The sequence below is a fragment of the Acidipropionibacterium jensenii DSM 20535 genome (genome assembly GCF_000425285.1).
GTDB classification, from domain to species: domain Bacteria; phylum Actinomycetota; class Actinomycetes; order Propionibacteriales; family Propionibacteriaceae; genus Acidipropionibacterium; species Acidipropionibacterium jensenii.
Map to the genome: position 1 here is coordinate 73226 of NZ_AUDD01000005.1, position 13350 is coordinate 86575.

The following is a 13350-nucleotide window of genomic DNA, read 5'->3' on the forward strand; positions in this document are numbered from 1 at the left end:
AAATCCGGGGCCGGTGTCAACCCCGGGTCGTCGGCGCTCAGGGGTGCAGATAGCGACCGGTCACCGAGTTCGGGTCGGCGGCGATCTCGGCGACGGTGCCCCGGGCGACGATCCGGCCGCCGGCGCTGCCCCCGCCCGGCCCCATGTCGATGATCTGGTCGGCGTGACAGATGACGTCCAGGTCGTGCTCGATGACCACCACGGTGGCGCCGTGGGCCAGCAGTCGGCCCAGCACTCCGAGCAGGGTTGCAACATCCAGCGGGTGCAGTCCGACGGTCGGCTCGTCGAAGACGAAGACCGTCCGGTGCTGGTCCCGCGACATCTCCGAGGCCAGTTTCAGCCGCTGGGCCTCCCCTCCCGACAGGGCCGGGGTGGACTCCCCCAGGGTGAGGTACCCCAGCCCGAGGTCGACCAGGGTCGCCAGCCGGTGGTGCACCGCCGTGATGTCGCCGACCGCTCTCAGGGCTGTGGCGACCGTCATGCCGAGCACCTCGGGCAGGGTGATGGGGGATCCATCCGGGGCGCTGCGGTGGATCTGTCCGGCCTCGGGGCGGAACCGGGAGCCGTTGCAGTCGGTGCACACGATGTCGACGTCGGGCAGGAACTGCACGTCCAGGGAGATCTCGCCGGTGCCGTTGCAGGTCGGGCAGCGCAGGGACCCGGTGTTGTAGGAGAAGTCCCCGGCCCGGTGCCCGCCCTGCCGGGCCTCGGGGGTCTGCGCCCAGGCCTTGCGCAGGTCGTCCATCACCCCGGAGTAGGTCGCCACGGTGGAGCGCACATTGACCCCGATCGGGGTGGAGTCGATGAGGTTCACCCGTCGGATCCCGGGTGCCTGGATCCGGCGCACCGGGGAGGGCGGGGTGCGTCCCTCGACCAGGGCGGTCAGGCCGGGCACCAGACTCTCCAGGACCATCGTGGTCTTGCCCGAACCGGAGACGCCGGTGACCACGGTGAGTCGTCCCTGGGGGATCTCCACGTCCAGCGGGCCGACGGTGTGCAGCGGCCCGGTCCGCATCCGGATCCGCCCGCTGCGCCCAGGCTCTGCCGGCCGGTCCATCTGGACCCGGGCCGCCCCGCTGAGGAAGGGCCCGATCCGCGAGGCCGGGTCGGCGGCGACCTCCTCGACGCTGCCCTGGGCCACCAGGGTGCCGCCGTCGGCCCCCGATCCGGGGCCGATCTCGACGATGTGGTCGGCCCGGCGCAGCACCTGGACGTCGTGGTCGACCATCACCACCGAGTTGCCGTCGGCGAGCAGATCGTCGATGACGCCGAGCAGTCCGTCAATGTTGGAGGGGTGCAGTCCGATGGAGGGTTCGTCGAGGACGTAGAGGACGCCGGTGGTGCGGTTGCGCACCGCCCGGGCCAGCTGGACCCGCTGCCTCTCACCGGTCGACAGAGTGGCCGAGGCCCGGTCCAGACCGAGGTAGCCCAGGCCGAGCTGGAGCAGCCGCTGGGCGGTCTCGACCATCTGGGAGATGATCTCGGTGGCCATCGCGGTCATCTCTGCGGGCATCGTCTCCACCAGCCCGGGCAGCCAGTCGACGATCTCGGCCAGGGTCATGGCGGTGGCCTGCGCCAGATTGCGGCCGTCGACCAGCGGCGCCCGGGCCGCCTCGCTGAGCCGCGTCCCCTCGCAGTCGGGGCACGTCTGGACCGACAGGAACTTGTTGATCCGCTGCAGCCCCTTCTCCGACTTCGCCCCGGCCAGTGCCTCCTGGACGGCCACCCGGGCGTTGCGGTAGGTCCAGTTCAGGTCGAAGACCCGGCCGTTCTTCGAGGGCAGCATGATGTGGCGCTTGACCCGCGGACCGGCCATCACGATCTGGCGCTCCTCGGCGGTGAGGTCGGCGAAGGGCACGTCGGTGCGTACCCCCATCTCGGCGACCACCCGGGGATTGGGGGTGGACCCCATGATCTTCCAGGACTCGACGGCTCCCTGCTCGATGGTCAGCGACTCGTCGGGGACCAGGGTGGCGTCGTCGACGTCGCGGACCACCCCGGTGCCCGAGCACCGCGGGCAGGCGCCGGCCGAGTTGAAGGCCAGCGACTCGGCTCCCGGGGCCCGGAAAGTGGCCCCACACCGGGGGCAGGTCAGCGGCCGGTCCAGGGCCACCTCGGTGGTGGGCGCCAGATAGTGGCCGTTGGGGCAGCGGTGCCGGCCGAGGCGCGAGTAGAGCAGCCGCAGGCTGTTGAGCAGCTCGGTGGAGGTCCCGAAGGTGCTGCGCACCCCGGGGACCCCGGGACGCTGACGAAGGGCCAGGGCGGCGGGGACGTACTGCACCTGGTCGACGGCGGCCCGGGCCGCCTGGGGCAGTCGGCGTCGGGTGTAGGTGGACAGCGCCTCCAGATAGCGCCTCGACCCCTCGGCGTAGAGCACTCCGAGCGCCAGCGAGGACTTCCCCGACCCCGACACCCCGGCGATTCCCACCAGTTCGCCCAGCGGGATGTCGACGTCGATGCCCCGCAGATTGTGCACGCGGGCTCCGCGGATCTGGATCGCAGTGGGTTTGTCCATGGCTCCATCCTGCCCCGCCTCCATCCTGCCCACCCTCGATCCTGCCCCGCCTCCATCCTGCCCTCCGGGGGTGGCGGGGCGACCTCGCTCACTGCCGGCGAGCCGATCCTGGCCAGATGCCGCGCCGACGCGAAGGATGGGGCCATGACGAGCAATGAGCCCACCTCGCACCGCTGCGAGGATCTGCACCCCGAGGATCCCGGCCCCGGTGCAGGCCCGGTCCCCCGCCCGGAGTACCCGCGCCCCAGCATGGTGCGCGACCGCTGGATGACTCTCAACGGGAGCTGGCAGTTCGAGATCGACCGGTCTGACTCCGGCCGGGAGCGCGGAATGGTCGACCGGGAGCTCTCCGGTCGGATCACGGTGCCCTTCGCCCCGGAGTCCGAACTCTCCGGGGTCGCCGACACCGATTTCATGGCGGCGGTCTGGTACCGGCGTCGGATCATCCTTCCCGAGTCCTGGCGACAGGTGGCCGACGACGTCCACGTGCTGGTGCACTTCGGGGCGGTCGACCAGGACGCCACCGTGTGGGCCGCCGGGATCGAGGTGGCCCGCCACCGCGGCGGCTTCACGCCATTCACCGCCGACCTGCACGGGATCGCCGGTCCCGGGGATGAGGTGACCCTGGTGGTGCGGGCCCGCGATCCCCGCAGCGGCGCCCAGGCCAGGGGTAAGCAGTCCACCGAGTACGGCAATGACGGCTGCTACTACACCCGGACCACCGGGATCTGGCAGAGCGTGTGGGCCGAACCGGTGCCGGCCACCCGGATGGGCCGGCCGATCGTGATCCCCGACGTCGCCGCCGGCGGATTCCGGGTGCGGGTTCCGGTCACCGCCAACCGGCCCGGATGGTCGGTCCGGGCGACCCTGAGTGATCCCGACGGCAGACCCGCCGGCGAGGCCGGGGTGCGCGCCGACCTGGACCGGGAGCCCGCCCTGTGGCTGCCGATCCCTGCCGGCCAGGTGCGGCTCTGGGGCCCGGGGCACCCCGATCTCTACGACCTCGACCTGAGGCTGTTCGACGAGCACGGCGCCCCGGTCGACCGGGTCGCCAGCTACGCGGGGCTGCGCTCGGTGACCCTGCGCGACCGGTCGGTGCTGATCAACGGCGAACCGGTCTTCCAGCGTCTGGTGCTGGACCAGGGCTACTGGCCGCAGTCGCTGATGACCGCCCCGACCGACGAGGATCTGCGCGGCGACATCGAGCTGTCGATGGCCGCCGGGTTCAACGGCGCCCGGCTGCACCAGAAGGTCTTCGAGGAGCGCTTCCTCTTCCACGCCGACCGGCTCGGGTATCTGGTCTGGGCGGAGTTTCCCGACTGGGGGGCCCACACCGCAGGCCGAGCGGGCGACCACCAGCACCCGACGCCGTCCTTCATCACCCAGTGGGCCGAGGAGCTGGAGCGGGACCGCTCGCACCCCTCGATCGTCGGCTGGTGCCCCCTCAACGAGACCTTCCAGGACCTCACCGACCACCTCACCGTGCTGGACGACGTCACCCGTGCGATGGTCAGCACCGCCCGGCTGGCCGACGGCACCCGCCCGGTGCTCGACGCCAGCGGCTACTCCCACCGTGACCCCGGAACCGACATCTGGGACGCCCACAACTACGAACAGGACCCTGCCAGGTTCGCCGAACAGGTCGGCGGGCTGGCCGAGGGGCGTCCCTTCGCCAACCGCGGTCCCGAGGGCTCGCAGTGGTCTGCGGGCTATGCCGGCCAGCCCTACTTCATCAGCGAGTTCGGCGGGATCTGGTGGGATCCCCAGGCGGCCGGACAGGTCGGCGGCGACGACCTCCGACAGTCCTGGGGGTACGGCGACCGGGTGGCCTCCGAGGAGGAGTTCCAGGACCGGTTCGCCGGCCTCACCGGCGTCCTGAGGTCGGATCCGCAGATGTTCGGCTACTGCTACACCCAGTTGACCGACGTCTTCCAGGAGAGGAACGGGATCTACCGGTTCGACCGCTCCGCCAAGCTGGACGTCGACCGGGTACGGGCCGCCCAGCAGCGCCCGGCCGCCTATGAGGCCCACGGAGCAGACGGGGCAGCCGAGGACGACTGACCCGGTATCCCCATCCCTCCTTGTCAGCGTGGTGACAGTGGCCGTAAGCGGTCTGAAAGTCGCCCGCGCCAGGCTTCCCGGGTCGAGTTTCACGACAGGGAGGAACACCATGAGCGCATCGGGTCACGATGCCCGCGCGGGCCGGGAGTGGGCCGTTGAGGCCAACGGACTGGTCAAGACATTCGGCGCCAACCGGGCGGTCGACGGGGTCGATCTGAGGGTCGGCACCGGCACCGTCTACGGCGTGCTGGGCCCCAACGGCGCCGGCAAGACCACCACGATCAACATGCTCGCCACCCTCATGAGGCCAGATGCCGGCACCGCCCGGATCTTCGGCCACGATGTGGTGCGCGAGCCGCAGATCGTGCGCCAGCTGATCGGGGTGACCGGCCAGTTCGCATCGGTTGACGAGACCCTCTCGGCCACCGAGAACCTGGTCGTCTTCGCCCGGCTGCTCGGCCTGCGCCGGGCCGAGGCGAGAGCCAAGGCCGCCGACCTGCTGGAGCGCTTCGGGCTGACCGAGGCCGCCCGTCGTCCCCTCAAGAAGTTCTCCGGCGGCATGCGCAGGCGCCTGGACCTGGCAGCCTCCCTCATCTCTCAACCGCCGCTGATCTTCCTGGACGAGCCGACCACCGGCCTGGACCCGCGCACCCGCGGCCAGATGTGGGACACCATTCGCGCACTGGTGGCCAGCGGCTCCACCGTGCTGCTCACCACCCAGTATCTCGACGAGGCTGACCAGCTGGCTGACCGGATCGCCGTCATCGACTCCGGCAGAGTCGTCGCCGAGGGCACCTCCGACGAGCTCAAGACCTCCGTCGGCACCTCCTCCCTCCAGTTGCGGATGGAGAACCTGGCCGACACCGCGGTGGCGGTGCGCGAGGTGGAGCGGGTGCTCGGGGTGCGCGCCGCCCTCTCCCCCGAGGCCTCCCGGATCACCGCTCCGATGGCGGACGCCGAGAGAGTGACGGACCTGCTCATCGCGCTGCGGCAGGCGGGCGTGCGGCTGGCGGAGATGAGCGTCCAGAAGCCGACCCTCGACGAGGTCTTCCTCACTCTCACCGGTCACGCCGCCGAACAGGACACGAACACCGGGGACACTGCTCCCCTCGACAAGGATGAGGTGCTGTCATGACCACGATGGCGGGAGAGGTGATGCCGATCGTCCCGGCCCGGGAGCGCGAGCTGCGCAATCGGACGAGTCCCTCGCAGAACATCAGCAACACCCTGACGATGGCCTACCGCGGCTTGATCAAGATCCGGCGGACACCCGAGCAACTTGTCGACGTGACCGTCCAGCCGATCCTGTTCACCCTGATGTTCGCCTACCTGTTCGGCGGAGCGATCGCCGGCAACGTCAAGAGCTATCTGCCGACCCTGATCCCGGGAATCCTGGTCCAGACTGTCATCACCACCTCGGTGGTCACCGGGACCCAGCTGCGCGAGGACATGGACAAGGGGGTCTTCGACAGGTTCCGCTCACTGCCGATCGCGCGGATCGCACCGCTGTCCGGTGCCCTGCTCGCCGACACCGTGCGATACACCATCGCGACCACCCTCACCTTCGTGATGGGCTACCTGATGGGCTACCACCCCGCGGGCGGCATCGGTTTCGTGGTGCTGGCCGGTCTGCTGGTGATCGGCTGCTCCTGGGCGATCAGCTGGATCTTCGCCTTCTTCGGCGTCATCGCCCGGACCGCCTCCAGCGTCCAGGGGATCTCCCTGCTGGTGCTCTTCCCGCTGACATTCCTGTCCAACGCCTACGTTCCGGTGGAGACTCTGCCGAGCTGGCTGAGGTGGTTCGCCAAGGCCAACCCGATCTCCCATCTCATCACCGCGGTGAGGGATCTCACCAACAACGGGTCGGTCGGCAGTGATGTCTGGATCACCCTGATGGGCGCCGTCATCATCGTCGCGGTGTTCGCCCCTCTGACCGTGCGCTCCTACATGCGCAAGTCGTGAGCGAACCGATCAGAGCTCGGAGGAGCGAGGCCGGTCCAGGTCGATCCGCACCGACCTGACCAGCTCGACCAGCCGCTCCCCCCCGTTCGACCATCGTGAGTCGGCCGGCCCGCCGGCACGCCCCGGTCAGGTCGAGATCGGGGTGCCATCCCAGTACCAGGGCGGTGACGGTTCCCCAGCTCAGCGAGGGGAAGTTCTGGCGGGCTCCGACGGCGTGCGCCAGGGCCAGGATCTCCTGCGCGACGGCACGCAGCGCGGCGTCGGGGCGACGCTCGGGTGCCAGCAGCCAGACGGCCAGGCCGAGGGCCGCCAGCCCGATCATCGGCCGGTCGACCGTCACGGCGGGCCGCACCCGGTCGGCCAGCACGAGTCGGCGACGAACCCGGCGCGCAATCCGTGCGGCATCGGGGTCCGGGGCGGTACCGTTGCGGGCCGCTGCCACCAGGGCGCCGCTCGCCGCCCCGGAGTACCACCAGGATCCGGGACCGGGAGATCCTGCTCCCCACACCTGTTCGGCCTGCGAGTAGTACCGCTGCCAACCGGCCAGATCGCCGTCGGCGACGGCGACCTCGGCGAGGCTGATGAACCCGAGCGCCCGGAAGTTCACCGCGTCGTGGTCCTGATCGGCCGGCTCGTCGACGACAAGCCTGTTGAAGACCTCCTCGGCCCCCCGCCGGCGGCCGAGGGCCACATCGCTCATCGCCTCGGTCCAGTCGACCTGGAGAAGGTCCTCCGTCGCATTCAGTCTCTCGAGGTGGGGACGACACCGGTCCACCCACTCCTGAACCCGCTCCGGGCGGCCCATCTCGCCGTACAGCTGAGCCACCCCCTGGGCGGCGGTACCGGTGGCCCAGCCGTCCTCGGCGATCCTGGCCTTCTGATAGGCGGCCAGTCCCTCGGCCAGGGCTGCCTCCACCTCTCCGCTGTTCTCGTAGACCTGACAGACCAGCAGGTGGGCGACCGCGGAGACCACTGGAATGGCGCTGCTGCGCTGCCGCTCGGCGACCGCGACCACCCGTTCCAGGCGAGGGAGCCCTCCCATCAGTTCCACGAGAGCCGCCAGCTGCGGGTCCCTGGGCGGGTGCTGTGCCGCCAGCGCGCGCATCCGGGCGAGCGCGCGCATGCCTGGTCTCACCCCACTCATCAGGGACGTTCCGCCGATCAGCCCCAGAGCCAGCACCGTCTGATCGCGGTGCTCCCGGTCCGGGCGGTAGTTGCGCAGCAGCTCCAGGACATCGGCACTCAGCGAGGTCACCTCCGAGTGCGCACCGCGGACCATCCAGTGCAGGGACAGGGCGGAGAAGATCGAGGCGACGACGGCGGCGTCATGGACCGAGACGGCATGGTGCAGCACCGCGACGAGGTTGTCCTGCTCCTCCTCGACTGCACGGAAGGTGGCCAGCTGACCGGGCCCGTAGGTGGTCGGCAGGGCCCGCCGGGAGAAGCTGTCGGCCCAGTCCCGGACCCGGACCTCAACTTCTGCCGACTCCCCCGACAGCTCCAGACGATGTCCGGCGAACTCACGCACCGTCTCCAGCATCCGGTAGCGCACATGCCCGGTCCGGGGCACGTCGGAGGCGGTGAGCAGGGACTGGTTGACCAACCCCTCCAGGTCGGCGTCGATGTCATGGGATCCCGCCACTGCCCGGGCGGCCCCGGCCCCGAAACCGTCGGCGAAGGCCGACAGCCGCCTGAGAGAGCGCTGTTCGGAGGGGCTCAGCAGGTTCCAGCTCCAGTCGATGACGGCCAGCAGCGTGCGGTGTCTCTCGGGCGCCGTGCGGTCCCCGCCGCGCAGCAGCGAGAACCGGTCGCCGATCCGCCGCTCGATCTCCTCGACCGACATCGCCCGGACCCGTGCGGCGGCCAGCTCGATCGCCAGTGGAAGCCCGTCCAGCCGGTCGCAGAGCCGACTGAGGGTCGGCGCCGGCAGAGCCACCGAGGGTCTGGCCGCCCTCGCCCTGTCGATGAACAGTCTCACCGCTGGGCCCTGATCGCCCCGGCCCCCACACGAGGCCAGTGGTTGGAGCTGATAGACCTGCTCTGCCGCGATCATCAGCGGGGCCCTACTGGTGGCCAGCACCCTGACCGTGCGGGTCGTCGACAGGATGTCGTCGACCCATCGGGCGACATCGTCGATGATGTGCTCGCAGTTGTCGATCACCAGCAGGGTAGGACGCTCGTCGAGGGCTCGCAGGATGCGCGCCCGCACGTCTCCCTGGACGGCTGGGTCACTGAGGCCCGACCGTTTGCCGGAGTACTCCCGGATCCCCAACGTGCTGGCCAGCGCGAGCGGCACGTCCCAGCCGGTCCGCACCCCGGCCAGCTCGACCACCACGACGCCGGGGGTGTGCTCGGTGGCGCGTGCCGCCAGCTCCTGGGCGAGCCGGGTCTTGCCCAACCCCCCGATCCCGAGGATGGTCGTCAACCGACAGCCGGCCATCAGCTCCTCCAGGGCCGCGATGTCATCGGATCGGCCCAGCAGCACATTGGGGGTGGACCGGATTCCCACCCTGAGGGTTCTCCTGGTCTCGTTGCCGCAGGACTCCAGCAGCTCGGTCTGCAGGTCCAGCAGGCGGCTCGAGGGGTCGGCTCCGAGTTCCTCGCGCAGCGCTCTTCGGAATCTCTCGAACTCGCGCAGCGCGTCGGTGCTCGCCCCGGAGTCCATGATGGCCCGCAACCTCAGGATCTCGATCTCCTCGCTGAGGGGATCGGCCTGGGCGAGCGGTTCCAGCTCGGCGAGTGCTCCTGCCCCGTCACCACTGCCCAGCAGTCCGCGGGCATGCAGCACGGTGAGGCTTCGGAACAGTTCCCCCGACAGGTCGGCCAGCCGGTCGGCCAGTTCGGTGTCGCCGAGATCGGCCCCGGGCTGCCCGCGCCACAGCGCCAGGGCGTCAGCCGTCCGGGACACCACGGCAGGCCAGCCGGCCCGCTCCGCATCGGCTCGCCCGGCGTCTCGCGCCTGTTGGGCCGCTGTGAGATCGCACTCCTCAGGGGCCGCTGCCAGCAGGTAACCGCCAGGAGTGGAGACGATCAGCCCGGCAGATGCGGTGGCACGCACCCGGGAGACCAGGGTCTGCAGGGCGGCCTTCTCGTTGCGCGGCGGTGCGTCCTGCCAGATCTCGTCGACGATTCCCCGCAAGGACCTGGGGCCGTGGGACAGCACCAGGCAGACCAGCAGTGCCCTCGAGGTCGCCCCGCCGAGCTCGACGAGGTCGCCGGCGGCCGATTCCACGACCACCGGGCCGAGAACGCCTGCCCGGCAGCGGGGTGTGCTGGCCTCATTCACGGGCCGAGTGTACTTGTCGGCGCTCCGCGTCCGGACGCGATGAAGGGCCCGCTCCCTGGGGAACGGGCCCTTCACAGGCTCGATCGGTCACCGACCGGCGTCGGCCGGTCGGCTCAGATCACTTGGCCTTCTCGACGACCTCGAGTAGGCGCCAGCGCTTGGTGGCCGACAGCGGGCGGGTCTCCATGATCCGCACGCGGTCGCCCTCGCCGGCCTCATTGGACTCGTCATGCGCCTTGAGACGGACGGTCTTGGTCATCACCTTGCCGTAGAGGGGGTGCTTGACCCGGTCCTCGACGGCCACGATGATCGTCTTGTCCATCTTGTCGGAGACGACCAGGCCCTCGCGCACCTTGCGCCGGGTGGTCCGCTCCTCAGCGGTCTTCTCGCTCATTCAGCGGCCTCCTTCGGGGCATCGGGATCGTCAACAATATGGAGGCTGCGCTCCTGGAGCACGGTGTAGATCCGGGCGATGTCCTTGCGGACCTCGCGCAGTCTGGCACTGTTCTCCAGCTGTCCGGTGGCGGACTGGAAGCGGAGCCCGAACAGCTCCTCCTTCAGCTCGCTCACCTTGGCCCGGAGATCGTCTCCGGACAGGGCGCGCAGATCTGCTGCAGTGGTCTTCTTCGCCATCAGTTCTCACCGCCTTCACGAGAGATGAAACGGGCCTTCATCGGGAGCTTGTGGATCGCCAGGCGCATGGCCTCGCGGGCAATCTCCTCCGGGACACCGGCGAGCTCGAAGAGCACGCGGCCCGGCTTGACGTTGGCGATCCACCACTCCGGGGTGCCCTTGCCGGAACCCATCCGGGACTCGGCGGGGTGCTTGGTCATCGGGCGGTCGGGGTAGACGTTGATCCACACCTTGCCGCCACGCTTGATGTAGCGGGTCATGGCGATACGAGCGGCCTCGATCTGACGGTTGGTCAGGTAGGCGGGCTCGAGGGCCTGGATCCCGAAGTCACCGAAAGCCAGCTCATTGCCGCCCTTGGACAGGCCGCGACGGCCCGGGTGGTGCTGCTTGCGGTACTTCACTCGACGAGGAATCAACATGTCAGGCTCCTGCGTTCTCAGACTCGGGCGCCTTGGCGCCGGCCTCTGCGGGCTGCTTGGCGGCCTCGGCGCGACGACGACCTCCGCGATCGGGACGGTCACCACGGTCGCCACGGCCGCGACGGCCACGGTTTCCGCCGCGTCCAGCGCCCTGCTGGGCGTTGCGAGCGGCCTTCTGGGCTGCGCGCTCGGCACGGGTGCCGGTCACATCGCCCTTGTAGATCCAGACCTTGACGCCGATCCGCCCGAAGGTGGTGCGGGCCTCGAAGAAGCCGTAGTCGATGTCGGCGCGCAGCGTGTGCAGCGGGACACGACCCTCGCGGTAACCCTCGGAGCGGCTCATCTCGGCTCCGCCCAGACGGCCGGAGCACTTGATGCGGATGCCCTTGGCGCCCGAACGCATGGCCGACTGCTGGGCCTTGCGCATGGCGCGACGGAAGGCGACGCGGGCAGCGAGCTGCTCGGCGATGCCCTGGGCGACCAGCTGCGCGTCGGTCTCGGGGTTCTTGACCTCGAGGATGTTCAGCTGGATCTGCTTGCCGGTGAGCTTCTCGAGCTCGCCGCGCACGCGCTCCGCCTCGGCGCCGTTACGGCCGATGACGATGCCCGGACGGGCGGCGTAGAGGTAAATGGTCACTCGCTCGGAGCGACGCTCGATCTCGATGGACGAGATCCCGGCACGCTCAAGATTCTTCTTGAGCCAGTCACGGATCTTGACATCCTCACCCACGAGCTCTGCGTACTGCTTCTCGGCGTACCAGCGGGTTGTGTGATCGGTCGTCACACCAAGACGGAAACCATGGGGATTGATCTTCTGGCCCATGTGTCAGGCTCCCTTCTCGGTCTTGGTCTTGACGGTGGTTGCAGGACGGCCCTTCTTGGCCTTCTTGTGCTCAGGACGGGCGTCCTTGGGCTCGACCACCACGGTGATGTGGGCGGCGCGCTTGAGGATCCGGCTCGCCGAACCCTTGGCCCTCGGGCGAATCCGGCGCATGGTGACGCCCTCATCGACGAAAGCCTGCGAGATGTACAGGTCGTTGGCCCGCAGGCCCTCGGTCTGCTCGGCATTGGCGATCGCCGAGGCGACCACCTTGCCCACCGGCTCAGCGGCTGCCTGCGGCTGGAACTTCAACATCGTCACCGCGTCGGTGGCGTCCATCCCGCGCACCAGGTCGACGACCCGGCGGCACTTCGTGGCGCTCATCCGGACGTGCCGGGCGATCGCGAAGGATCCCGGGCGGTCGCCGAGCAGCGCGGTGCGGCGACGGCTGGGCTCATTCTCTGTGTTGCTCATGAATCAGCTTCCCTCTCGTCAGCGCCTGCGCGCCTTCTTGTCGTCCTTCACGTGACCCCGGAAGGTCCTCGTCGGGGCGAACTCTCCGAGCTTGTGCCCGACCATCGCCTCGGTGACGAAGACCGGCACATGCTTGCGGCCGTCGTGCACGCCAATGGTGTGCCCGATCATGTCGGGGGTCACCATGGAACGGCGCGACCATGTCTTGATGACGTTGTGCGTACCCGCCTCGTTCTGAGCATCGACCTTCTTGGCCAGGTGCTCATCGACGAAGGGGCCCTTCTTAAGACTGCGTGGCATACCTCAGACTCCCAATCAGCGCTTCTTGCCGGACTTGCGGCGACGCACGATCAGACGGCTGCTCGCCTTTTTCTTGTTGCGGGTGCGGCCCTCGGGCTTGCCCCAGGGGCTCACCGGGTGACGGCCACCGGAGGTGCGGCCCTCGCCACCACCGTGGGGGTGGTCGACGGGGTTCATCACGACACCGCGGACGGTCGGGCGGACGCCCTTCCACCGGGTGCGGCCGGCCTTGCCCCAGTTGATGTTGGACTGCTCGGCATTGCCGACCTCGCCGATCGTGGCGCGGCAGCGGATGTCGACCATCCGCATCTCACCCGAGGGCAGACGCAGAGTGGCGTACTTGCCCTCGCGGGCTACCAGCTGGACGGCGGCACCGGCCGCGCGACCCATCTTGGCGCCACCACCGGGGCGCAGCTCCACGGCGTGCACCGTGGTGCCGACCGGGATGTTGCGCAGCGGCAGGTTGTTGCCGGGCTTGATGTCGGCCTCGACGCCGGACTCGATCTTCGCACCCTGGGCGACGCCCAGCGGAGCGATGATGTAGCGCTTGGCGCCATCGGCGAAGTGCAGCAGGGCGATGCGGGCGTTGCGGTTCGGGTCGTACTCGATGTGAGCGACCTTGGCCGGCACGCCGTCCTTGTCGTACCGCTTGAAATCGATGATGCGGTAGGCCTGCTTGTGGCCACCACCGATGTGACGGGTGGTGATCCGCCCGGAGTTGTTGCGACCACCGGTCTTCGACTTGGAGACCAGCAGCGACTTCTCGGGGGTGGAGCGAGTCAGTTCAACGAAGTCCGACACGCTCGAGCCACGACGGCCCGGGGTTGTCGGCTTGTGCTTTCGGATACCCATGGATCTTCGTTCCTTGTCTTTCGCTGCT

General features: G+C 69.5%; 12 protein-coding genes. 3 read left to right on the top strand and 9 right to left on the bottom strand.

What is annotated here, in order from left to right:
* Nucleotides 1–37: 37 nt before the first annotated feature.
* A complete protein-coding gene (locus tag H590_RS0104370; RefSeq protein WP_232020921.1) occupies nt 38–2515 on the bottom strand; it encodes an excinuclease ABC subunit UvrA in 2478 nt (825 codons plus the stop codon).
* Between the two features lie 144 nt (nt 2516–2659).
* Between H590_RS0104370 and H590_RS14865 the strand changes: the two genes are divergently transcribed.
* From H590_RS14865 to H590_RS0104385, 3 genes are all read left to right on the top strand, one after another.
* Nucleotides 2660–4576 carry a glycoside hydrolase family 2 protein gene (locus H590_RS14865; protein WP_084149268.1) on the top strand — a complete coding sequence of 639 codons (1917 nt, stop codon included), beginning with the start codon at nt 2660–2662 and terminating at the stop codon, nt 4574–4576.
* 109 nt (nt 4577–4685) lie between these two features.
* Nucleotides 4686–5711, top strand: coding sequence for a daunorubicin resistance protein DrrA family ABC transporter ATP-binding protein (locus tag H590_RS0104380; RefSeq protein WP_028702610.1), 1026 nt, complete (start codon nt 4686–4688; stop codon nt 5709–5711).
* Complete coding sequence (locus H590_RS0104385) at nt 5708–6538, top strand: ABC transporter permease (protein ID WP_172599484.1); 831 nt, start codon at nt 5708–5710, stop codon at nt 6536–6538. The genes H590_RS0104380 and H590_RS0104385 overlap by 4 nt, the downstream gene beginning before the upstream one ends.
* On the opposite strand, the gene H590_RS14870 is transcribed toward H590_RS0104385, so the two are convergent.
* From H590_RS14870 to rplB, 8 genes are all read right to left on the bottom strand, one after another.
* The gene (locus H590_RS14870; RefSeq protein WP_051238171.1) at nt 6483–9824 is read right to left on the bottom strand and encodes an ATP-binding protein; all 3342 of its coding nucleotides are present in this window, start codon (nt 9822–9824) and stop codon (nt 6483–6485) included. The genes H590_RS0104385 and H590_RS14870 overlap by 56 nt on opposite strands.
* A 118-nt stretch (nt 9825–9942) precedes the next feature.
* A complete protein-coding gene (gene rpsQ / locus H590_RS0104395) occupies nt 9943–10218 on the bottom strand; it encodes a 30S ribosomal protein S17 (RefSeq protein WP_028702612.1) in 276 nt (91 codons plus the stop codon).
* Nucleotides 10215–10457 (bottom strand): 50S ribosomal protein L29, encoded by a 243-nt coding sequence (gene rpmC / locus H590_RS0104400; RefSeq protein WP_028702613.1) that lies wholly within the window; start codon nt 10455–10457, stop codon nt 10215–10217. The genes rpsQ and rpmC overlap by 4 nt, the downstream gene beginning before the upstream one ends.
* Complete coding sequence (gene rplP / locus H590_RS0104405; protein ID WP_028702614.1) at nt 10457–10876, bottom strand: 50S ribosomal protein L16; 420 nt, start codon at nt 10874–10876, stop codon at nt 10457–10459. Before rplP ends, rpmC begins: the two co-directional genes overlap by 1 nt.
* 1 nt (nt 10877) lies before the next feature.
* Nucleotides 10878–11699, bottom strand: a complete 822-nt coding sequence (gene rpsC, locus H590_RS0104410; RefSeq protein WP_028702615.1) for a 30S ribosomal protein S3 — start codon at nt 11697–11699, stop codon at nt 10878–10880.
* Nucleotides 11700–11702: 3 nt separating this feature from the next.
* Nucleotides 11703–12170: a 50S ribosomal protein L22 gene (gene rplV, locus H590_RS0104415; protein ID WP_071161697.1), complete on the bottom strand. Its 468-nt coding sequence runs from the start codon at nt 12168–12170 to the stop codon at nt 11703–11705.
* 18 nt (nt 12171–12188) lie between these two features.
* A complete protein-coding gene (gene rpsS, locus H590_RS0104420) occupies nt 12189–12470 on the bottom strand; it encodes a 30S ribosomal protein S19 (RefSeq protein ID WP_015071245.1) in 282 nt (93 codons plus the stop codon).
* A gap of 15 nt (nt 12471–12485) precedes the next feature.
* A complete protein-coding gene (rplB, locus tag H590_RS0104425; RefSeq protein ID WP_028702617.1) occupies nt 12486–13322 on the bottom strand; it encodes a 50S ribosomal protein L2 in 837 nt (278 codons plus the stop codon).
* Between the last annotated feature and the right edge of the window lie 28 nt (nt 13323–13350).

Bases quoted from the DNA above. Each gene is read 5' to 3' on its own strand.
- rplB (WP_028702617.1), bottom strand. From the start codon at position 13,322: ATGGGTATCCGAAAGCACAAGCCGACAACCCCGGGCCGTCGTGGCTCG.
- H590_RS0104385 (WP_172599484.1), top strand. From the start codon at position 5,708: ATGACCACGATGGCGGGAGAGGTGATGCCGATCGTCCCGGCCCGGGAG.
- H590_RS0104380 (WP_028702610.1), top strand. From the start codon at position 4,686: ATGAGCGCATCGGGTCACGATGCCCGCGCGGGCCGGGAGTGGGCCGTT.
- rpsQ (WP_028702612.1), bottom strand. From the start codon at position 10,218: ATGAGCGAGAAGACCGCTGAGGAGCGGACCACCCGGCGCAAGGTGCGC.
- H590_RS14865 (WP_084149268.1), top strand. From the start codon at position 2,660: ATGACGAGCAATGAGCCCACCTCGCACCGCTGCGAGGATCTGCACCCC.
- rpsC (WP_028702615.1), bottom strand. From the start codon at position 11,699: ATGGGCCAGAAGATCAATCCCCATGGTTTCCGTCTTGGTGTGACGACC.
- rplV (WP_071161697.1), bottom strand. From the start codon at position 12,170: ATGAGCAACACAGAGAATGAGCCCAGCCGTCGCCGCACCGCGCTGCTC.
- rplP (WP_028702614.1), bottom strand. From the start codon at position 10,876: ATGTTGATTCCTCGTCGAGTGAAGTACCGCAAGCAGCACCACCCGGGC.
- rpmC (WP_028702613.1), bottom strand. From the start codon at position 10,457: ATGGCGAAGAAGACCACTGCAGCAGATCTGCGCGCCCTGTCCGGAGAC.
- rpsS (WP_015071245.1), bottom strand. From the start codon at position 12,470: ATGCCACGCAGTCTTAAGAAGGGCCCCTTCGTCGATGAGCACCTGGCC.
- H590_RS0104370 (WP_232020921.1), bottom strand. From the start codon at position 2,515: ATGGACAAACCCACTGCGATCCAGATCCGCGGAGCCCGCGTGCACAAT.